21 protein-coding genes are annotated in these 20709 nt (G+C 66.4%); 11 read left to right on the top strand and 10 right to left on the bottom strand.

The window, feature by feature from the left end; translation table 11 throughout:
* Positions 1-48 precede the first annotated feature (48 nt).
* Positions 49-1197 carry an LCP family protein gene (locus tag AC1DRE_RS09130; RefSeq protein ID WP_476984321.1) on the top strand — a complete coding sequence of 383 codons (1149 nt, stop codon included), beginning with the start codon at positions 49-51 and terminating at the stop codon, positions 1195-1197.
* Positions 1198-1267: 70 nt separating this feature from the next.
* Positions 1268-1639 carry a response regulator gene (locus AC1DRE_RS09125; protein ID WP_476984320.1) on the top strand — a complete coding sequence of 124 codons (372 nt, stop codon included), beginning with the start codon at positions 1268-1270 and terminating at the stop codon, positions 1637-1639.
* Between the two features lie 176 nt (positions 1640-1815).
* Here AC1DRE_RS09125 and AC1DRE_RS09120 read toward each other — a convergent pair whose 3' ends face one another.
* Complete coding sequence (locus tag AC1DRE_RS09120) at positions 1816-2160, bottom strand: hypothetical protein (protein ID WP_476984319.1); 345 nt, start codon at positions 2158-2160, stop codon at positions 1816-1818.
* A 513-nt stretch (positions 2161-2673) separates the two neighbouring features.
* Here AC1DRE_RS09120 and AC1DRE_RS09115 point away from each other — a divergent pair.
* Complete coding sequence (locus AC1DRE_RS09115) at positions 2674-4893, top strand: S9 family peptidase (protein ID WP_476984318.1); 2220 nt, start codon at positions 2674-2676, stop codon at positions 4891-4893.
* 102 nt (positions 4894-4995) lie between these two features.
* Here the strand turns inward: AC1DRE_RS09115 and AC1DRE_RS09110 are convergent, their stop codons facing one another.
* Both AC1DRE_RS09110 and AC1DRE_RS09105 read right to left on the bottom strand, forming a co-directional pair.
* Positions 4996-5553 (bottom strand): GNAT family N-acetyltransferase, encoded by a 558-nt coding sequence (locus AC1DRE_RS09110; RefSeq protein ID WP_476984317.1) that lies wholly within the window; start codon positions 5551-5553, stop codon positions 4996-4998.
* A gap of 163 nt (positions 5554-5716) precedes the next feature.
* Positions 5717-6883, bottom strand: coding sequence for an acetate kinase (locus tag AC1DRE_RS09105; protein WP_476984316.1), 1167 nt, complete (start codon positions 6881-6883; stop codon positions 5717-5719).
* Positions 6884-7082: 199 nt separating this feature from the next.
* Here AC1DRE_RS09105 and AC1DRE_RS09100 point away from each other — a divergent pair, with 199 nt between their 5' ends.
* Positions 7083-7550 (top strand): hypothetical protein, encoded by a 468-nt coding sequence (locus tag AC1DRE_RS09100; protein ID WP_476984315.1) that lies wholly within the window; start codon positions 7083-7085, stop codon positions 7548-7550.
* A gap of 153 nt (positions 7551-7703) precedes the next feature.
* Complete coding sequence (locus AC1DRE_RS09095; protein WP_476984314.1) at positions 7704-8954, top strand: Nramp family divalent metal transporter; 1251 nt, start codon at positions 7704-7706, stop codon at positions 8952-8954.
* Between the two features lie 122 nt (positions 8955-9076).
* Here the strand turns inward: AC1DRE_RS09095 and AC1DRE_RS09090 are convergent, their stop codons facing one another.
* From AC1DRE_RS09090 to AC1DRE_RS09075, 4 genes are read right to left on the bottom strand one after another with little or no spacing between them, the layout of a single operon-like run.
* Positions 9077-9769, bottom strand: a complete 693-nt coding sequence (locus tag AC1DRE_RS09090) for a DsbA family protein (RefSeq protein WP_476984313.1) — start codon at positions 9767-9769, stop codon at positions 9077-9079.
* The gene (locus AC1DRE_RS09085) at positions 9770-10693 is read right to left on the bottom strand and encodes a cation diffusion facilitator family transporter (protein ID WP_476984312.1); all 924 of its coding nucleotides are present in this window, start codon (positions 10691-10693) and stop codon (positions 9770-9772) included. It lies immediately after the preceding gene.
* Positions 10694-10696: 3 nt separating this feature from the next.
* On the bottom strand, positions 10697-11527 hold the full coding sequence (locus AC1DRE_RS09080; protein WP_476984311.1) for a cation diffusion facilitator family transporter: 831 nt from the start codon (positions 11525-11527) through the stop codon (positions 10697-10699).
* Positions 11524-11850, bottom strand: a complete 327-nt coding sequence (locus tag AC1DRE_RS09075; RefSeq protein ID WP_364125139.1) for an ArsR/SmtB family transcription factor — start codon at positions 11848-11850, stop codon at positions 11524-11526. Before AC1DRE_RS09075 ends, AC1DRE_RS09080 begins: the two co-directional genes overlap by 4 nt.
* Before the next feature lie 168 nt (positions 11851-12018).
* Between AC1DRE_RS09075 and AC1DRE_RS09070 the strand changes: the two genes are divergently transcribed.
* Positions 12019-12267, top strand: coding sequence for a hypothetical protein (locus AC1DRE_RS09070; protein ID WP_476984310.1), 249 nt, complete (start codon positions 12019-12021; stop codon positions 12265-12267).
* A gap of 110 nt (positions 12268-12377) precedes the next feature.
* Here AC1DRE_RS09070 and pta read toward each other — a convergent pair whose 3' ends face one another.
* Both pta and AC1DRE_RS09060 read right to left on the bottom strand, forming a co-directional pair.
* Positions 12378-14489, bottom strand: coding sequence for a phosphate acetyltransferase (gene pta, locus AC1DRE_RS09065; protein ID WP_476984309.1), 2112 nt, complete (start codon positions 14487-14489; stop codon positions 12378-12380).
* A 48-nt stretch (positions 14490-14537) separates the two neighbouring features.
* Positions 14538-15482, bottom strand: a complete 945-nt coding sequence (locus tag AC1DRE_RS09060; protein ID WP_476984308.1) for a hypothetical protein — start codon at positions 15480-15482, stop codon at positions 14538-14540.
* Positions 15483-15551: 69 nt separating this feature from the next.
* Here AC1DRE_RS09060 and AC1DRE_RS09055 point away from each other — a divergent pair, with 69 nt between their 5' ends.
* The 5 genes from AC1DRE_RS09055 to AC1DRE_RS09035 all read left to right on the top strand — a co-directional run bounded on the left by AC1DRE_RS09055 (position 15552) and on the right by AC1DRE_RS09035 (position 20096).
* Positions 15552-16136, top strand: a complete 585-nt coding sequence (locus AC1DRE_RS09055; RefSeq protein WP_476984307.1) for a TetR/AcrR family transcriptional regulator — start codon at positions 15552-15554, stop codon at positions 16134-16136.
* Positions 16137-16306: 170 nt separating this feature from the next.
* Positions 16307-16846 (top strand): hotdog fold thioesterase, encoded by a 540-nt coding sequence (locus tag AC1DRE_RS09050; protein WP_476984306.1) that lies wholly within the window; start codon positions 16307-16309, stop codon positions 16844-16846.
* 15 nt (positions 16847-16861) lie between these two features.
* Positions 16862-18208, top strand: a complete 1347-nt coding sequence (paaK, locus tag AC1DRE_RS09045; protein ID WP_476984305.1) for a phenylacetate--CoA ligase PaaK — start codon at positions 16862-16864, stop codon at positions 18206-18208.
* A 354-nt stretch (positions 18209-18562) separates the two neighbouring features.
* On the top strand, positions 18563-19168 hold the full coding sequence (locus AC1DRE_RS09040) for a TetR/AcrR family transcriptional regulator (RefSeq protein ID WP_476984304.1): 606 nt from the start codon (positions 18563-18565) through the stop codon (positions 19166-19168).
* A gap of 79 nt (positions 19169-19247) precedes the next feature.
* The gene (locus AC1DRE_RS09035; RefSeq protein ID WP_476984303.1) at positions 19248-20096 is read left to right on the top strand and encodes a DUF427 domain-containing protein; all 849 of its coding nucleotides are present in this window, start codon (positions 19248-19250) and stop codon (positions 20094-20096) included.
* Positions 20097-20279: 183 nt separating this feature from the next.
* Here the strand turns inward: AC1DRE_RS09035 and AC1DRE_RS09030 are convergent, their stop codons facing one another.
* The gene (locus tag AC1DRE_RS09030) at positions 20280-20693 is read right to left on the bottom strand and encodes a VOC family protein (protein WP_055804662.1); all 414 of its coding nucleotides are present in this window, start codon (positions 20691-20693) and stop codon (positions 20280-20282) included.
* Positions 20694-20709: the final 16 nt, after the last annotated feature.

The raw sequence follows: 20709 nt of genomic DNA, 5'->3' as shown, positions 1-20709 counted from the left end.
GACCTTCGGCGTCGTTCTTTTCGGTGTCCGCGGTGGTACCGTCCGGTTATGGACAACCAGTCTGATCCGGAAGGGGCGGCTGAGAACAAGCCGCCGCGGGGAAATTCCGCATGGGTTCCCGCCTGGCTGCGCCGGCAGCCCACCTGGCTCAAAGCGGTTCTGGCGATGGTCCTGGTGATCGCCCTGGGCAGCACCGCCTACGCATTTTCGCAGGTGGGACGCGGCGGAGCGCCCGCCCCCACCGCCAGCGGGGCTGCGACGGCGGAAGGCGCCACGGCGCCGCCGTCAACGGAGGCTCCGACCGAAACGGCCCCGGCACCCGCCCCCGCTCCGACGCCGCCGCCGGCACCTGAACCGCCGCCCGTCGCGCTGAACATCCTGCTGATCGGCAGTGACAGCCGCGGGGATTTCCGGGCCGAGGAAGCCCAGGCCGCCGCCGGAAGTCCGGCCGACCAGCGCGCGGACGTGCTGATGCTGATCCACATCCCCGCCGACCGGCAGAAGGTCTACGGCATTTCCCTCATGCGCGACCTGTGGGTGAACATCCCCGGCTACGGCGAGGCGAAGATCAACGCCGGGCTGGAGCTGGGCGGCACCCCGCTGATGGTCCGGACCGTGGAGACGCTGTTCAACACCCATATCGACCACGCCGTGATGGTGGACTTCAAGGGGCTGTGGGATGCCACCAACGCCCTGGGCGGCGTGGATGTGAACGTCACCGTTCCCTTCACCTCGGGTACCGACTCGGGCCACTACTTCCCGCCCGGCATTAACCACCTCGACGGCGGCCAGGCCCTGCAGTTCGTGCGGGAGCGCTACGCCTTTGCGGACGGCGACTTCCAGCGGATCCGCAACCAGCAAACGTTCCTCAAGGCGTTCATCGGCAAGTTCATGAGCGAGGGCACGCTCAGCAACCCGGCCACGGCCATGCTGCTGGTCAACACCCTCCGTCCGTTTGTGCTGGTGGACCCGGGCCTCACCCCGGAGACGCTCGTGCGGCTGGCCTTCGGCCTGCGCGGAGTGGGGCCGGAAGACGCCACTTTCTTCCGGCTGCCCGACGCCGGCTTCGGCACCAGCACCACAGGGCAGTCGATCGTCATCCAAAACCCCGCGGCGGTGGCCGCCGTCTCCGCGGCACTCGCAAACGGCACCCTGGCGGACTATGTGGCGGCCAACGGATTCGAGGGCGGTAATTGAGCGTTCACAATCGGCCTCGACACGCGAGCAGGGCGTAAACTAAGGGCCAACTGCAGGGGCCGGGGAGCTGATGGGGATGCACGCACACTGCGTGGTGATTGAGGAGGATCCGGACATCCGGAGCCTCCTTTCCCTTGCGCTGTCCCGGGCCGGCTTCAACGTGAAAACCGAGTCGACCGGAGCTGCCGGCATCAATGCTGTGGCCGAGGACAAGAACCTTGAGCTGGTCACCGTTGACGTGGCCCTGCACGACGTTGAAGGCAACGACGTACTGACCGCCCTCCGCGGAGTCTCGCGTGCGCCCATCCTGGTGATCTCGGCACGCGCCGAACCCGTGGACCGGCTCACCGCCCTGGAATCGGGCGCGAGCGCGTACCTCACCAAGCCCTTCCGGCTACGGGACCTGCAGGACCTGGTCCACACCCTGGCCCCGGCGAACTAGCCAGGGCACACCACGCCAGAACCACCTGCAGGCGATTAGGTGCCTACACAGCTGGTCCGTGGTGCAAGGTGATGGAGTCATGCCGGGCGGGTCCACGCCGCGGCGAGCGCCGCCGTCGTGGGTGATGCCGGGTGGGTGTCTGCCGGGTGGGTGTTGCCGGTGTGGGTGTCTGCCGCTTAGGCGGCGAGGCTCATGGCCCGGCTCCTGGCTCCTATTGCCGTCCCGGAGCCCAGTGACGCGGGAGCCAGGACGCTGATGTTGCATTCCGACTGGAGCGGGTCAATCGACGCCGGGAGGTGGTGCGATTCCGAACATGCCTGCAGCTGCTCCATTGCAGCTGGTTCAACACGTGCGTGGCTGACATCCACAACGAGGTGGAGTCCTTCTTTCAGGTGGTTGGCCCGCTTTACGACTACATACAGGGCCTGGAGGCTTTGAGCCGTCACATGCCCCTGGGCTGCTACTTCTGCTTCTCCACAATCGAGGTCGAGCCGGACTAATACCTTGAGCTTGTCGTTCAAGTGAATCCCCTATTCGTGCATGGCCGCGACGCTGCGACCGCATTCAGCCTATGGACCTGATGTGACCTACGCAACACTTGGCGTCACATCAGGGCGGAGTGGCGTTACGAACGGCGCGGGTTGTTGAACCCTGCTTCGCGGTGGGGTAAGGGGTCGCCGCATCGCCACCGGGGGCGTGGGCTGAGCCAATTCACGTGAGCTAAGGGCCGGCGGCGCCTGGGGAAGCCTCGGTCTCAGAAGGCTTGTCACCACCGGCCCAGCTCAACGTGATCCGGATATTGTCCGGGCCAAGTATCGGTCTGGCGGGGCCTTCCCAGGGGGACCGGGATGTCCGTCGACCGACTCCTAAAGACTATTTACAGCAGCCATTCCGATCTTGAGTGACCGCTACTTGTCTTTAAGTTGCAGAAGTGACGCCGTGTGCAGGGCGCTACGCACGGAGAAAGCGGACCACTCTATCCCCCGGTAGCGAACGCGGGTGCCCGCAGCGGAATAGCTTTATATATTGAGTCAATGACCGAGACTTCAGTGCAGCACCCAGCCGACAACACCCAAGCGGCCGCCGCCCCCGTAGCCCGGAAGGTCCCCACGGAACGGATCCACCACGGCGACACGTTCGTGGACAACTACGAATGGCTGCGCGCCAAGGACTCCGCGGAGGTGGTGGAGCACCTCAAGGCCGAAAACGCCTACCAGGAGACCGTCACCGCCCACCAGGAACCGCTCCGCGAAGCGATCTTCCAGGAAATCAAGGGACGCACGCAGGAGACAGACTTGTCTGTCCCGAACCGCAAGGACGGCTGGTGGTACTACACCCGCTCCGTGGAGGGCAAGGAGTACGGCATCCAGTGCCGGGTCAAGGCCCAGGACACCGGGGACCCGGTGGCCGACTGGACGCCCCCGGCGGTGGAGGCCGGCGTCGAACTTTCCGGTGAAGAAGTCCTGCTGGACTGCAACGTGGAGGCCGAAGGCAAGCCGTTCTTCGCGGTGGGCGGGACCGCCGTGACAGTGGACGGCAATCTCTACGCCTACGCGGTGGACAACGCCGGCGACGAACGCTTCACGCTGCGCTTCAAGGACCTGCGCACCGGGGAGATGCTGCCGGACGTCATCGAGAACATCTTCTACGGGGTCTCCTTCTCCCCCGACGGCACCCGCCTGTTCTACACCGTGGTGGACGACGCCTGGCGCCCCTACCAGGTGAAGTCCCACGTGCTGGGCACGCCGGTCACCGACGATGAGGTGATTTACCAGGAGGACGACGTCGCCATGTGGCTGGGCTTCGACCTCTCCTCGGACCGGCGCCACCTGGTGCTGAGCATCGGCTGCTCGGAGTACAGCGAGACGCGGCTGCTCCGCTTTGATGATTACGACGCCGGACTCGCCACCGTGATCTCCCGCGACGAACACGTCCTGTACGAAGCCGAACCGTTCCTGCTCGAGGGTGCCGAAAAGATCCTCGTGACGCACAACCGGGACGCCATCAACTCCATGGTGTCGCTGGTGGACCCGGCCGAGCTGACCAAGCCGCTGGCCGAGCAGGAGTGGACCACCGTCGTCGGGCATTCTGACCAGGTGCGCGTCAACGGCGCGGGCGTCACCTCCACTCACGTGATTGTGTCCGTCCGCAAGGACACCATTGAGCGCGTCCAGGTGCTGGCGCTGGCCGGGCTGGGCACGCCCGCGCAGGGCGATCCGGTGGAGCCCGCGTTCGACGAGGAGCTGTACACGGCCGGTGTGGCGGGCTCCGACTTCGAGGCGCCGGTGATCCGGATGGGCTACACGTCCTACTTCACGCCGTCGCGCGTTTACGACTTTGTGCTGCCCACGCCTGCCTTGCCGGCCGGCGAACTGCTGCTCCGCAAGGAGAGTCCGGTGCTGGGCGGCTACTCCTCCGCCGACTACGTGGCGACCCGTGAATGGGCGACGGCGGCTGACGGCACCCGCATTCCCCTCTCGGTGCTGCGGCACGCCTCGGTGGCCCGGGACTCCTCCGCGGCGGGCCTGGTGTACGGTTACGGCTCCTACGAGCTGAGCATGGACCCGGGCTTCGGCATCCCGCGGCTGTCGCTGCTGGACCGCGGCATCGTGTTCGTGATCGCGCACATCCGCGGCGGCGGCGAGCTGGGCCGGCACTGGTACGAGGACGGCAAGAAGCTCCACAAGAAGAACACCTTCACGGACTTCGTGGCCGCCACGGACTGGCTGGCTTCTTCTGGTTGGGTCGCGCCCGGCCGCATTGCAGCGATGGGCGGCTCCGCCGGCGGGCTGCTGATGGGCGCCGTGGCCAACCTGGCACCGGAGAAGTACGCCGCCATTGTGGCCGCTGTGCCGTTCGTGGACGCGCTGACCACCATCCTGGATCCGGAGCTGCCGTTGTCCGCCCTCGAATGGGAGGAATGGGGCAACCCGATCACGGACCCCGAGGTCTACGCGTACATGAAGTCCTACACGCCGTACGAGAACGTTCATTCGGTGGCGTACCCGAAGATCGCCGCAGTGACCTCGTTCAACGACACGCGCGTGCTCTACGTGGAGCCGGCCAAGTGGGTGCAGGCCCTGCGTGCTGTTTCCACTGGGGCTGAGCCGATCGTGATGAAGATCGAGATGGACGGTGGCCACGGCGGAGCCTCCGGCAGGTACGTCCAGTGGCGCGAACGGGCCTGGGACTACGCCTTCGTGGCCGACTCCGTGGGCGCGACAGAACTGCTGCCGGGGGCCGGGCTGAAGTAGGGCTTCATTTCCCCCCATCGATTGCTCCGTAGCCGCCCTTTTGGAACCCCACAAGGGTGGTTACGGAGCAATGGATGGGATTTTTGGCCCCATCAACCCGAATTAGCGCGACCGGGCGTTCCATTCGTCGCGGAGCATGGCGTAGATAACTTCCGTGGCCCACTCGCCCTTGTACCGCCATTTGTCCACGTGTTTGGCCTCGAGGCGCATGCCCAGCCGTTCACAGATGGCGGCCGACGCGGTGTTGAGGGCGTCCAGCTTGGCGTCGATGCGGTGGAAGTCCAGGCCCTCGAACCCAAGCCTCAGCACGGCCTCCGCAGCCTCGGTGGCATAGCCATGGCCCCGCGCACCGGGAGCCAGGCTCCAGCCCACCTCGCCCTGGCCATGACCGGGAAGCCATTTGAGCACCACTTCGCCGATAAGGCCGGGCGAATCCGCCGCCTCAATCGCCAGCGCCACCCAGTCACCCTCCTTGTCGAACACAAAGTTTGCGTAGTGGCCCACCCGTTCCATGCACTGCGTATAGGTCTTGGCCGCCCCGGGCAGGAACCGTGCCGTACCGGGCAGCGAGTGGTACGCATGGAAGGCATCGAGGTCGGCGGCCTCGAAACGGCGCAGGACCAGGCGTTCGGTGCGGATGGGGAGTCGGATATCCGGCATGGTTCGAGCGTACCGTCTCCCGCGGTCCACCCATTTGGGGGTGACCGCGCGAAGGTCAGCCCGGAGCAGGCCGGGAGCCTGGCACCACGGTTTGCCACTAGTGGCCGCTATTCCGGATTCTTAGCGGCCACTATTGGCAAACGGGCGGCCGCGGCCAGCGAAATTACGAGGCAGCCGATGAATCGACGACGGCGGCAGTCGCCTCCGCGATCGCACGCTCCTCGTCCGTGGGCACCACCAGGACGGGGATGAGCGACTCCGCGGTGGAAATCACGCGAGGTTCCTTGGACCGCTCACTGTTCAGCCCGGCGTCGAGCTCTATGCCCAGCGCACCCAGCTTCTCCCCCACCAACGCGCGGAACTGGTGCGAGTTCTCGCCGATGCCCGCGGTGAACACCAGGGCCTTGGCCCCGCCCACGGCCACGTGGTAGCCGCCGATGTACTTGGCCAGCCGGTAGGACGCGACGGCAAGCGCGGTGGCGGCCCGTGCGTCGCCGGCTTCGGAGGCCTCCACGACGGTGCGCATGTCGTTGTTTCCCGCGAGCCCCTTGAGCCCGGATTCGCGGTTGAGCAGGGAGTCGATGTCCTCCGTGGACCAGCCGGCCCGGCCGAGGAACACCAGGATGGACGGGTCCAGGTCGCCGGAGCGGGTGCCCATCACCAGGCCTTCCAGCGGGGTGAAGCCCATGGACGTGTCCACCGATTTTCCGCCGCGGATGGCCGTGACCGAGGCGCCGTTCCCCAGGTGGGCGATCACGCCGTCGAACTCTTCCACCGGAAGGTCCAGCAGCGCCGCCGACTGGTGGGCCACGTACTCATGCGAGGTGCCGTGGAAGCCGTAGCGGCGGATGCCGTGGTTCGTGTAGAGCGAGTCCGGCACCGCGTAGCGCCAGGCGTGCTCGGGCAGGGTGCGGTGGAAAGCGGTGTCGAACACGGCCACCTGGGGCATGTCCGGCCACTTCCTGGCGATGGCGCGGATGCCCAGCACGTTGGCGGGGTTGTGCAGCGGGGCCAGCGGGTTGAGCCGCTCGATGGCGCGGGTGATCTCGTTGTCGATCAGCACGGGCTCGCCGAAGCGTTCGCCGCCGTGCACCACGCGGTGGCCGACGGCGTCCAGCTTCCGGTCGCCCAGCACCTCATGGATGGCGGCATCCACCTGCTCCAGGGCCTCCGCGTGGTCGCGCGGGCCCTCGATCTCGCCGTCGCCCCCGCCGCCGTTGCCCATGCCGATCTTCTCGATCAGGCCCTCCGTGAGGACGCTGTGGGATTCCACATCGCGCACCTGGTATTTGAGCGAGGACGAGCCGGAGTTGATGACGAGGACGAGCACTGGGCCTCCTAAGCCTTGGCTGCTGCGGTGGTCGGTGGAAGTTCGATCGTAGCGTGGCCGGCCACCGGGAGCTGCCGGGTTGCTGTAACGTCGCTGGGGGCCGGGCCCTTCGCCTTGTGCTCCCGGGCCGGCAGGGCTTTTTCCCGCTGCAGGCTCCCGTTGCAGGCGGAGACCGGACAACCCCAACCTCTAAGGACACATGACGACGACCAAACCAGCCGACAATGCAGGCCACGGTCTGCCTCCTGCAGATACCCCAGCCGCCGGGCCGGCGGGGATGCCGTTGGGAGCCAGGCGCCTTGCCCTCATCGGGGGCCTCTGCATTCCGGTGGGTTTGGTCGCCGGTCCGTATCTGTTCGGTGTTCAGGCCGTGGCAGTGGCCGGGGCGGTGGCGGTTGCCGTCGCGTTGTCCTACAGGCTCGGCGAGCGCTGGTTCTCGCCGTGGTCGTGGCTCACCGCAGCTGCCGGCGCCCTCTGGATCGCCTCCACGCTCGGATACTGGGCGACCATCGTGGCGGCTGCCGAAGCGTCTGCTGCCTTGTCTGCCTGGTCCGCTGTGCTGTTCAACATCGGCGTTGGCGCGGTGGTGCTGATGACCGCCGGTGCCCTCGCTGGAGCGATCGCACGGTACCGCGCCGGACGGCAGCCCGGCGCACCGTCGGCCTGAAGCCGGTGTGGGGCGCGCCCCCGTCCCTTACGGGCGGGCTCTGCCGCGGCGGAGACCGGCAGCCATCCGGATTGTCGCCGAAACATGACTTTTCGGTACACCTAAATTAACGCTATCCTCGTCCTAACAGGACCCCGATGACGAGGAACGACGATGACCACCACCACTCTTCCGGCCCGCCCGGCCACGAACGGGCGTTGGTCGCGGCTGCTGCTGATGGGGCCGGCCTTCGTTGCCGCCATTGCGTATGTGGATCCGGGAAACGTCGCGGCGAATCTCACGGCGGGCGCGAACTACGGCTATCTGCTGGTCTGGGTGCTGGTGGCTGCGAATGCCATGGCGGTCCTGGTGCAGTATCAGTCGGCCAAGCTTGGTCTGGCGACGGGGCTCAGCCTCCCGGAAATTCTTGGCAAACGCCTTGGTACCCGTCGGCGGCGGCTGTACTGGGTCCAGGCTGAAGTGGTTGCCGGGGCCACGGACATGGCAGAAGTCATCGGCGGCGCCGTTGCCTTGAACCTGCTCTTCGGGCTTCCCTTGCTGGCCGGCGGCCTCATCATCGGGCTCGCGTCCATGCTGCTGCTGGCACTGCAGTCCGCCCGCGGCCAGAAATCCTTCGAATACGCGATCCTGATCCTGCTCGGGATTATCGCCGTCGGGTTCGTGTCCGGGCTTTTCGTCAACCCCCCGGACGCGGGAGGCGCACTGTCAGGTCTAGTGCCCCGTTTCGAGGGGACGGACACGGTCCTGCTCGCGGCCAGCATGCTCGGCGCGACGGTGATGCCGCACGCAATCTACCTGCACTCTGCCCTGGCCCGGGACAGGCACGGTTTCTCCGAGGACCCTGCCGTCAGGACCCGGCTGATCCGTGCCACGCGCTTCGATGTGGCCGGAGCCCTGTTGCTGGCCGGTGTGGTGAACATCGCCATGCTCCTGCTGGCCGCGTCCAGCCTGCGGGGCATTGAGGGAACGGATACCATTGCCGGCGCCCACGCTGCCGTGACGTCAGCCCTTGGCCCCGTGATCGGCGTGGTGTTCGCGATCGGGCTGCTGGCTTCAGGTCTGGCCTCCACCTCGGTGGGCTGCTACGCGGGAGCGACAATCATGGGCGGCCTGCTCAAGATCCGGGTGCCGCTGCTGACCCGCCGGGTGCTTACGCTGATACCGGCACTGGTCATTCTCGGCGCGGGCATTGAGCCGACCCTCGCCCTGGTGCTGAGTCAGGTTCTGCTCAGCTTCGGGATACCGTTCGCCCTGATTCCTCTGATCCGGCTGACCGGGAAACGGGACGTCATGGGAATCCACGCAGACTCCACGGCGCTGAAGATCGCCGGCTGGACCAGCGCAACGTTGATCGTTGGCCTGAACTGCGTCCTGATCGTCCTGACGATTACCGGGCAGTCCTAAACAAGGCGCCGCCCGCACCTGACCGCCCGGGCACTGCTGTTGCAAGGCACTGCTGTTGGGCGGGCCCGGCTGTTGGGCTGGCGCTGGCTATTGGGCGGGCTCGGCTGTTGGGCTGGCGCTGGCTATTTTGCGGCGTCATCAAGCAACTGCCGGAATTGTTCCTCCGAGTTCAGTGTCAGTTTTTCGCCGTCAAGGAAGAACGTGGGAGTGCCCGTGACGCCCAAGGCGGTACCGTCGGCAACGTCTTTGCGGATCCGGTCCTTGGTTGCCTCATCGGCGACGGCGGCATCGTATTTGCCCAGGTCCAGCCCGAGCTCTTGCGCGTAGGTGCGGAACAGGGCCGCCTGGGAATCCTGCTTTTCACCCCACTGCGGCTGGGTTTCGAACATCTTGGTGTACATCTGTTCGTATTTTCCCTGCTGGGCGGCGGCTTCGACGGCGAGGGCGGCGGTGCCGGAGTTCCGGTGCCCGGGTAGGGGAAAGTACCGGTTCACGAAGGTGACCCGGTCACCGTAGTCCTTCTTCAGTTCCTCCACCAGCGGCACTGCCACACGGCAGGACTCACACTCAAAGTCCAGGAATTCAACCAGCTGCGCCTTTTCGGTGGCCGGCTTCGTGACCCGGTGACTGTCCTCGCGCACGAGCTGGGCGTCGACCGCAGGCTGCACGGCCTCCGGGGTCGGTTTGGTGGCCGTGAAGACCGCGTACCAGATCAGGCCGCCGCCGACGACAACTGCCATCAGGACCCAGAGGACCAGGCGGACTTTCCGGGCGGGGTCGGTGGTGTTCGCGGGCGTGGACGGTGCTGGTGTCATTTAGTGGGGCATGCTTTCCTGGTCGCGGTGGGCGGCGGGTTCTATCTGGAAAGTGGAGTGTTCGACGCTGACGTCGAAGTGTTCCGCGACGCAGTGCTGCAGGTCCGCCAGGATGGTCGCGGCGTGGCCGTCCCTCATGCACGGGTCCTGGACGGTGACGTGGGCGGAGAGCACCGGTGTTCCGGAGCCGACGAGGGAAGCGTGCAGGTCGTGGACGTCGATGACGTGCGGCAGGGCCAGGATGTGTTCGCGGACCTTGCCCAGGTCCAGGCCCCGGGGCACGCTTTCCATTAGCACGTCGGTGGTGTCGCGGAGCAGCTTCAGGGTGCGGGGAATGATCAGCGCGCCGATCAGCAGGGACACGACGGCATCGGCCCTTGTCCAGCCGGTGAGCGCGATGACCACCGCGGCGACGATGACGGCCACCGATCCGAGGGCGTCGTTGAGGACCTCGAGGAAGGCCGCCTTCATATTGAAGTTGTGGTGCCGGCCCGAGGCCAGGACGATCAGGCCGATGGCGTTGCCCGCCAGGCCGATGATGCCGAACCACAGCATGGTGGACCCGCCGACTTCCGGGGGTTCGAAGAGCCGCCGGATGCCTTCGATGATGACGAATCCGCCCACGCCCAGCAGAAGGGCTGCCTGCCCGGCGGCGGCGATGATTTCGGCGCGCTTGTACCCCCACGTCCGTTTCAAGGTGGCAGGCTTCAAAGCCAGCGATGACGCGATCAGTGCGATGAGCAACCCGGCCGAATCGGTGAACATGTGCCCTGCGTCCGCCAGCAGCGCCAGGCTTCCGGTCAGGACGGAGCCGATGATTTCAGCGACCATCACCGCGAAGGTGACGCCGAAGACGATGACCAGTTTGCCGCGCTGACTGGCGGCACCGGCGGCACCGTGTGAGTGGTCGTGCCCGCTCCCCATGGGTCAGACCTTCCTGCGGGTGTTCAGCGTCAGGGCCTGCGGCCCCTCCTCGGATTCACACCCGGCACAGCAGCCGTCCGTGCTGGCGCCGTGGGCGGTGCCGGTGGTGTTGGGGGCCGTGCCGGTGTTGGGGACGGTGCCGGTGTTGGGGACGGTGCCGGCGGCCGGGTGGGCAGCGGCGGTGTTGTGGACCGTGCCGGCGGTGCTGGGGACCGTGCAGCAGACATCGCCGCGCCAGGCGTTGATGCCTTCCCGGATGGCGATGGCTGCGATCACCAGTGCGGCGCCGGCATCCGCCCACCACCATCCCAGCGTGCTATTCAGGACAAGCCCCGCCAGCAACACCGCAGAGAGATACGTGCACAACAATGTCTGCTTTGAGTCCGCGACCGCCGTCTTGGAGCCAAGTTCCCGGCCCGCGCGGCGCTGTGCCCAGGACAGGACCGGCATGACGGCCAGGCTCAGGGCCGCAATCACGATCCCTGGCGTGGAGTGCTGGGCCTCTCCTCCGCCAGTGAGTGACCTAACCGCGTCGACGGTGACGAACGCCGCGAGGGCGAAGAAGGACACCGCGATGATCCGCAGCGTCAAATGCTCACGCCGTTCCGGGTCCTTGGCGGAAAACTGCCAGGACAACGCCAGCGCGGACGCCACCTCGATGACCGAATCCAGTCCGAAACCGATCAGGGCGGAGGAGTCCGCGACGCCGCCGGCCCACAGGGCCACCACCGCCTCGACGAGGTTGTAAGTGATGGTCGCGGCAGCGAACAGCCGGATCCTGCGGCTCAGTACCGCACGGCGTTCCGGGCTCAACGTGTTCACCAGGACCGTCATGCGAAGCACTCCCCGTCCGGGGCGCAGCAGGACGGATCCACCGCGAGGACAACACCGATCAGGTCCCTGATTGCGTGGCCCAGCCGGGCGTCCGCGAGTTCATACCGACTACGGCGGCCATCCGGGACGGCGACCACAAGTCCGCAGCCGCGCAGGCACGTCAGGTGGTTGGACATGCTCTGCCGCGACACCCCCAGGGAGTCGGCCAGATCCGAAGGATAGGACGGGGCATCTGAAAGGGCCAGGAGGATCCGGGCCCGGGTTGGGTCCGAGACCGCGTATCCGAACCGGGCCAGCACGGGAGCCTTGGTGAGCGTTTCCATTCCACCAAAGTACATCTGTGGATGTACTCACACAAACCTGTCTTAGCAAACCGGGCGTTTCTCAGGCTGTCCGTCCCAGACGATGGTGGGAAACCCCAGCCGTTGCGAAAGGTCCGGCGGGAGCCTAGAGTCGGCGGACCAGTTGGACAACGCACGGAGGACTTTGCCATGACTGATAGCACTTCCCAGCCGGACAGCAACGAGCCGGGCACCGGGGCCAAGAAGCCGGATCCCACCGGCGTCGAAGGTGCCAACCCTGCCTTGGACGACACTGGCAACGTCAAGGCCGCCGAGGTGGGCGAGGCCCCGGAGCCGCCCGAGAATCCGGAAGAGCTGGATCTCACGCCCGAGGGCCCGGCCAACGAGCCGGCCAAGCAGGAGGATCCTGACAGCCCGGCGGAGCCCGAAAACAGCTGACGGCGCCGGCCGCCGTGCCCGGGTACTGCATTCCGCGACCGGGTGCTGCATCCGGTGCCCGGGTACTGCATTCGGCGCCCGTACCCGCGCCGGCCGCCGAATGACCGCGGCTACGCGTGCGCGGCTGCGGGTTCCGGCTCGGCGGCGGGCTCCACGGACTGCGCCTGCACGGCGGTGATGGCCACCGTGTTCACGATGTCCTCCACGGTGCAGCCGCGGGACAGGTCGTTCACCGGCTTGCGAAGCCCTTGCAGGACAGGCCCGACGGCGACCGCTCCCGAGGACTGTTGCACCGCCTTGTAGGTGTTGTTGCCCGTGTTGAGGTCCGGGAAGATGAACACCGTGGCCTGCCCGGCGACGGACGAGCCCGGCATCTTGGACTGGGCAATGGCGGCGTCCACGGCGGCGTCGTACTGGATGGGGCCCTCGACGGCGAGATCCGGGCGGCGCGTCTTCACCAGTTCGGTGGCCTGCCGGACTTTGTCCACAGCCTCGCCGGTCCCGGACCCGCCGGTGGAGTAGGACAGCATGGCCACCCGCGGGTCCACGCCGAACTGCGTGGCAGTGTCGGCCGAGGCCAGCGCGATGTCCGCCAACTGCTCCGCGTTGGGGTCCGGGTTGACCGCGCAGTCCCCGTACACCAGCACCCGGTCCGGCATCAGCATCAGGAACACCGAGGAAACGATCTTCACGCCGTCCCGGGTCTTTACGAACTCCAAGGCCGGGCGGATGGTGTGGGCGGTGGTGTGCGCGGCACCGGAGACCATTCCGTCCACCACGCCGAGCTGCACCATCATGGTGCCGAAGTAGCTGCCGTCCAGCATGACCTCCAAGGCCCGGGCCAGGTCCACGCCCTTGTGCGAGCGCAGCTCCGCGTACTTCTCGGCGAATTGCTGGCGCAGCCCGGACGTGGCGGGATCCACGATCGTCATTCCCGAGAGGTCGATCCCCTGGGTGGAGGCCAGTTCACGGACATCCGACTCGTTGCCCAGGATGGTGAGGTCGCAGACGTCCCGCCGGTGCAGGATCTCAGCGGCCCGCAAAATCCGCACGTCGTTACCCTCGGGCAGCACGATGTGCCGGCGCTGCAGCCTGGCCCGTTCAATCAGGTCGTGCAGGAACCGCAGCGGCGTCATCCGCTCCAGCCGCGGCAGGTGCAGGCGCTCCACCAGCTCGGCCTCGTCCACGCGCCTGGCCCACAGCCCGACGGCGGAGGCCACCTTGCGGCGGTGCCCGGACCAGATTTCGCTCCGGACCTCGGACACCCGTTTGGCGGTGGTGTAGGTGTCGTCCGGGCTGGCGAACACGGGGAACGGCGCCTGCGCCAGCAGCGAGTAGATGTTGGGTTCCGGGGCCAGGCCGCCGGTGAGGATCAGCGCGGACGGCACCGGGAACTCCGGCGAGAACGACGACGCCAGGCACGCGACCATCACATCCGCACGGTCACCCGGCACGATCACCAGTGCGCCGTCGTCGAGCACGTGCAGGAAGTTGGCCACGCTCATGGCCGCCACCTTGATGGAGTGGACGTCGCGTTCCATGTCCGGCCGGCCGGCCACCTGTCGGATCCCCAGGGCCGTGGCCACCTCGCCCGTAGTGGGCCGGGCAATGTCCTCCAGCTCCGGGAAGACATACACGGGCCGGCCGGAGGCGCCGGGCTTCACGGCCGCGACGATCCCGTCCACGTCCTCCGGGTCCGCGCGGTTAACCATGATGGCCAGCAGGCTGCAGCGTTCCGCCGCCAGTTCCTTGCGGGCAACCTCGACGGCGTCAGCCGCCTCCTCGACGGTCCGCCCCTTCGCGCCGACAACCGCCACGACGGAGGCGGCCAGGTTGTTCGCGAGGCGTGCGTTGAGGTCGAATTCGACGGCGGCGTCCTGGCCGGTGAGGTCGGTGCCCTCCACGATCACCACATCGCAGTGCCGTGACATTTCGGCGAAGATCTCCACGCAGCGGGCGTCGATCTCCGCCCGGTTTCCCTCGGCCAGCAGGGCACGGACCTCGGCATATGTCAGGCCGCCGCGGCAGCGGTCGTCGTCGAGATCGAAGCGGGACTTCATCAGCGCCACCATGGGGTCCGACGCGGCGTCGGGGCCGTGGACCACCGGCTTGAAGAAGCCAATGCGGTCCGCATGCCGGTGCAGCGTGTCCGCAAGCCCCAGCGCTATGAGCGACTTGCCGGATCCCGGCGTGGTCGCGCTGACGTAAATCCCCTTGGCCATGATCCGCCCTTAGGTAGTGACGTGGTGGTGCTCCGTCCTTCCATACTTTCATTTGTTGGCGCCGGGGGCGATCCGGCCCGCTTTCTCCGCGGGGGCTTGGGAGTATCGGCGCCGCGTGCTGCTCAGCACGGCCAAACCGTAAACTATGGCGGTGGGGGTCGCGACGGCCGCCAGGGCGACGCCAAGCGGCGACACCTGCCCGTCATGTGCCAACAGAAGCCCGGTGGGACCCTGCAATGCCGTTGTGGCGCAACCAACCCACGTCACCAGCGCTGCCGGCCGTGCGCGGGATGCCGAGCCTCGAGCCAGGAGCGGTGCAAGGAACCCTCCGGCCGCGGCGAGCGCGGTGACAATAAGGACTGTTCGCTGCGCCACCGAGCCCATGGCGGCCGGCCCGGTGGTTCCCGGTCCGAAAACGCCCCAGTAGGCCATCGCCGTAGCGAACCAAAGCATTCCAATTCCGCAGACGACCGTCACGACGGCGTGCGCAGGGGGTCGCGGCCCGGTAGCGATGAGGTTACCCCAGCGGCCGTCTGCGTACAGGGCCAGCAATATCGCCAGTGCGACAGCCATTAGGCCAAACCCGCCATAAATGATCGCAAACATCCAGCCCTCGAGGTTTCCTTCACCGCCGGACGTCACGCTGCCTTCGATTACCAACTGAAGCGCACTGCCCAGGGGAACGCCGATCAAGATGGGTGCGAGCAAGCCAGTAGCAGCACCGGCGACGGCGATGACGGACCACACGGGCAGGCGCCGTCCCCACGGTTGGATCAGCGCCAGGGCCAGCACCACAGCGGACAGGTCCATGCCGATGGTCAGGATGTTTCCGCTGACGAAGCGCGGTGTATCCATCTCGCCCACGCCGGTTCCCGGCCGCATGCCAACCTGAGAGCCTGCCAGCCACGCAATCTTCACCACAGCATAAGGAGCGACCGAGGCTACTACGCCCCAGAAGGCCGCGATCCGCAAGCGTTGTTTTGAAAGCACCATGTTCTTTCCCCCAAAAGCTAGAGACGGTTCTCTAGATGCTGATCTCCAAGATGCCATAGAATGACGGAAATGCCAACGCCCACTTCGTATACCCGAGAGCAAATCCTCGACGCGGCCATGCACGCAGTGCACGAGCACTGGCGCTCAGCGACGGTGGCTCACGTCACTGCCAGGCTCGGCGCCCCGTCCGGTTCGATCTATCACCGCTTCCGCTCCCGGGAGGCGCTCTTCGCCTCGGCCTGGGTTCGCTCCATCGGGCGTTTCCATCGGGAATTGGAGCGCGTTAGTGCCGGCGACCCGGTTGAAGCAATCGTCGAGACTGCCCTGCTCATCCCGCGCTTCTGCCGCGAGAACCCCCTGGACGCCCGGATGATGACCGCGTACCGGTACAACGACCTCATGCAGAACCCCCCGCCCGGCTTGCTGGCGGACTTGGAAAACCTCAACGCCCCCGTCGGCGAAACCCTGAATCGGCTTACCCTTGCCCGCTACGGCCGGGTGACGCCGCGCGGTCTCAGCATCGTTGCTCTCGCCTGCCGCGAGGCACCCATCGGCCTGATCCGTCCGATGATCGGGGACGCGATCCCGCTGTGGATCGACGATGCCGTCCGCGCTGCGAGCACCGGGATCGCAGGCCTGCCGGACGCGCCGTAGTCCAGCGGGATGATCCGCCCTTAGGGTGCGCCTTGGCGGCGCTTCACCCCCGCTCAATGCCGGAATAGGGCCCGGAATCAGCCTCGCGATCATCGACTGCTCTTGACAGCATGCCCCAAAATGGGATTACCTAATGAACATTCGGTAAATAAAGCTGGAGGCAATGACGCATGGCTGAACTAACCATTCCCGGGGCAACCCACCAGATCCTGAAGGACGACTATGCCTCCGAATGGATGGGCATCGAAGTCCTCAAGCTGGACGACGGGCACGCCACCATCCGCATGACGCTCCGGCAGGAAATGCTCAACGGCTTCGGCATGGCCCACGGCGGAATGATCTTCGCCTTCGGCGATACCGCCTTCGCCCTCGCCTGCAACCCCGCCAGCCCGCCACCCGGCGCAGCAGGGACCGAGACCGACACCATCACCGTGGCCGCCGGCGTCGACATCAACTTCCTCAAGCCGGCTTTCCGGGGCCAGGTGATCACCGCCGTCGCCAACCGCCGCGCCCATTCGGGCCGCAGCGGACTGTACGACATCCAGATCTACGCCGCAGACCCACACGTCGCCGCAGGCGCCAACACCGCAGGCACCAACGCCGCAGGCACCAACACGGGCGGCTCCACCGCGGACGCTGCCGCTACCGACACCCCGGGCGAGCTCATCGCCGAGTTCCGCGGCCGCAGCCGCACCATCTCCAAGAAATAGAAACAGGGAACCCAGATGACCCTCCACGCCACTGAACCAGCCTCCGCCACCGGCGCCGTACTGGACCCCGAAGAAACCATGTCCCGCGACGAACTGGAGACCCTGCAGCTCAGCCGGCTCCAGCACACCGTCGCCTACGCGTACGACCGCGTCCCGCTCTACAAGCGCAAGTTCGACGAAGCCGGCGTGCACCCCACGGACCTCCGTGAACTGGCGGACCTGGGCAACTTCCCGTTCACCACCAAGGACGACCTGCGCCAGGAATACCCGTTCGGGATGTTCGCGGTACCGCAGAACCAGGTGGCCCGGATCCACGCCAGCTCCGGCACCACCGGACGCCCCACCGTGGTGGGCTACACCAAGAAGGACCTGGCCGACTGGGCCAAGCTCGTGGCCCGCTGCTTCCGCGCCTCCGGCGTCCGGCCCGGCATGAAGGTCCACAACGCCTACGGCTACGGCCTCTTCACCGGCGGCCTGGGTGCCCACGCCGGCGCCGAAGCGCTGGGCTGCACCGTGATTCCCATGTCCGGCGGGCAGACCGAACGCCAGATCCAGATGATCCAGGACTTCGAACCGGACGTCATCCTGGCCACCCCCACGTACCTGCTCACCATCGCCGACGCGATGGCCCACAAGGGCATCGACCCCGCGTCCACGTCGCTCAGGTACGCCGTGCTCGGGGCCGAACCGTGGACCCAGGAAATGCGCCACGAGCTCGAAGTGACCATGAACATCAAGGCCTGCGACATCTACGGCCTGTCCGAGGTCATGGGCCCCGGGGTGGCCGGCGAAGCCGTGGAAACCCAGGACGGCAGCCACATCTGGGAGGACCACTTCCGCCCGGAGATCATCGACGCCTTCAACCCGGCGCCCGGCAAGGAGAACGTCCTGGGCGACGGCGAGCACGGCGAACTGGTGTTCACCTCGCTCACCAAGGAAGCCCTGCCGATCATCCGCTACCGCACCAAGGACCTCACCCGGCTGCTCCCGGGCACCGCGCGCCCGGCACACCGCCGGATGGGCCGCATCACCGGCCGCAGCGACGACATGATCATCCTCCGCGGCGTGAACCTCTTCCCGTCCCAGATCGAGGAAATCGCCCTGCGCATCCCCGAGCTCAGCCCGCACTTCCAGCTGATGCTCACCAGGCCCGAAGGCCAGCGGATGGACCAGCTAACGGTCAAAATCGAATGCCGCGAGAACGTCACCTCCGCGGACAGTACGACGGCGGCACGCACCCTGCGCGAACAGATCAAGATCCACGTGGGTTCTTCGTGCACGGTGGAGATCGTGGAGCCCGGTTCGCTCGAACGCTCCAGCGGCAAGCTGCGCCGGATCTACGACATGCGCCCCAAGGGATAGCGCGAACGGACACTTAGGGCCCTGGCGTTCAACCCACGACACGGGGATGGTCCCCGGCTACGGCAGCCGGGGACCATCTTTTCGGGAGGCATTCAGTGCACTGCTGCCAATGCGCGACAGCGCTGTGACGTGCCGATGGCTAACCGTCTACCGGGCAACCCAATGTGCCTGATCCCGTCCCGGTCTGTGAAGTCCCGGACTTTGAAGCTGTTCCATTGTTTGGACCGGTCCCCGCGCCGGCAAGTTCCTAATACAAAGTTTCTAGCACCGGCGAATCCCCCAGGCAAGGGTTTTTTGCGGGCGCCTCCCGCCGGTTACGCCGGATGACCGAACGTTCATGAGAAAATAGCCGGTATGTCCACAACTGATGCACCCACCAAGCGCGGCCGCCCGGGATACGACCAGCAGTCGGTGCTGCAGATCGCCGTCGAGGTCTTCAACCGCCACGGCTACGACGCCACGTCCATGGGCATTCTTGCCGAAAACCTGGGCATCTCCAAGTCGGCCATCTATCACCACGTGCCGTCCAAGGGAGACCTCCTCAAGCTCGCCCTTGACCATGCCCTGGGCGGCCTCGAGGCCATCCTGGACCAGCCGGAGGCCCAGACCGGAAGCGCCGACGCACGGCTCGAATTCGTCCTCCGCCAGACCATCTCCGTACTGGTGGAACGCCTGCCGTTCGTCACCCTGCTGCTGCGCCTGCGCGGCAACACGGACATTGAGCGTAACGCGATGGAGCGCCGACGCACCTTCGACCACAAGGTGGCGGAACTGATCTCCGCCGCCCGCGATGAAGGCTCCCTCCGCGAGGACATCGACCCCCGCACCGTCACCCGCCTGCTGTTCGGCACCATCAACTCCATCGTGGAATGGTACAAGCCCGGCGGCTCGCTGTCGCCGGAGAAACTGGCCGACGACGTCATCACAATGGCATTCACGGGGCTCAGCGCGCCACGCTGACGCTGTTCTCCCCCACGTCCTCACCGCGGCTGCGAGGGCAGTCATTGACGGCGGGAATGGCGGCGATCACCCTGTAGTCATGGCCACGAAGTTATCCGAAGTCATCTTCGGCACGTTCCCCCAATTGCGTTACCAGCCCACCGCCAAAAGGGTCCGTGCCATGGTGGGCGGGAACGCCGTCGTCGACACTTTATATGCACTCCTGGTGTGGGAGCCCAAGCGCGTCACCCCCATCTATGCCGTCCCCGAAGTGGATCTTCGGGCCGAACTCGCGCCGCCGCGGCAGGAGCGGGGCGAGGTCACGGAACACGGTTTCAGGCTCGGCTCGGACGGGCCCCCGGCGCTGGATCCGCGCACCGGTTTTGGCCGGCACACGGCGCCCGGTGAGGAGTTCGACGTCGTGACCTCCGGGGCGAGGCTGCCCCGGGCGGCCTTCCGGCCGGCGGACCCCGACCTCGCCGGCTATGTGGTGCTGGATTTCAAGGCCTTCGACTGGCTGGAGGACGATGAGGAAATCATCGGCCATCCCCGTGATCCGTTCCACCGGGTGGATATCCGGGCGTCGTCGCTCACCGTTGAAGTCAGGCTCGACGACGTTACGCTGGCCACCACGAACGGTGCCCAGCTGCTGTACGAAACCATGCTGCCGGTGCGCTACTACATCCCTCCGGCGGACGTCCGGCTGGACATCATGGAGGCCAGCCCCAAGAAGACGGTGTGCCCGTACAAGGGAACGGCAAGCTACTGGACCTACCCGCAGTCCGAAAACGGTCGGAACATCGCGTGGATGTACGACCTGCGGTTCCGCGACGCCGCACAGATCCATGGGCTGGTGAGCTTCTTCAACGAACGGGCGGACATCACGGTGGACGGCGTCAGGCAGGAACGGCCGGTGACGCCGTGGTCCACGCCGCCGGAATCGCCGTGAGGCCGAGTGATTCCTGGTCGCCCTGAGGCAGGGGTCATCCTGATGCAGGGGTCATCCTGATGCAGGGGTCATCCTGATGCAGGGGTCATCCTGATGCAGGCAAAAGATAAGGCGTCCCGCTGAGCCGGAACGCCCGTCTTCTTCGCCCTGGCCGGCCTGGTCACCGGCAGGGGCCCACAGCCGCTAGAGCTGGTACTCGGCCTGCTGGATGCCGAGGGTTTCGTGAACGCAGAGAATATTATTCTCTGTGTCCATGAACCATGCGCATTTTTCGGAATCGGTAGTACAAATGTGGTGTTCGCCAGTCTTCAGATCAGGGCGATCGTAGTCCTGGAACCGGACGCCGCGGGCTTCCATTTCATCAACGGTCCGCTCGATGTCCCTGACCTCAAAGCTCAGCGTGGTGTGCTCGGAGTGCCTGCCATCCTTTACGGGCATCAGCTGCAGCATGGGGCCGTCGCCGCTGCCAAACAATTCGCTTCCGTCATCTGCCACGCCGCGATGAGGCAGTCCGAGTGTTTCCGCGTAAAAACGACGGGCGCGCTCTTTGTCATCCACGGGCAGGACGGTTGTGGCTGTGTTCAATACTAGGGTCATTTCGCCACCTCCTACG

The sequence above is a fragment of the Arthrobacter sp. P4_H3 genome, from assembly GCF_056400885.1.
The sequence above is the reverse complement of the archived record's forward strand: the minus strand, read 5'-3'. Positions and strand labels throughout refer to the sequence as shown.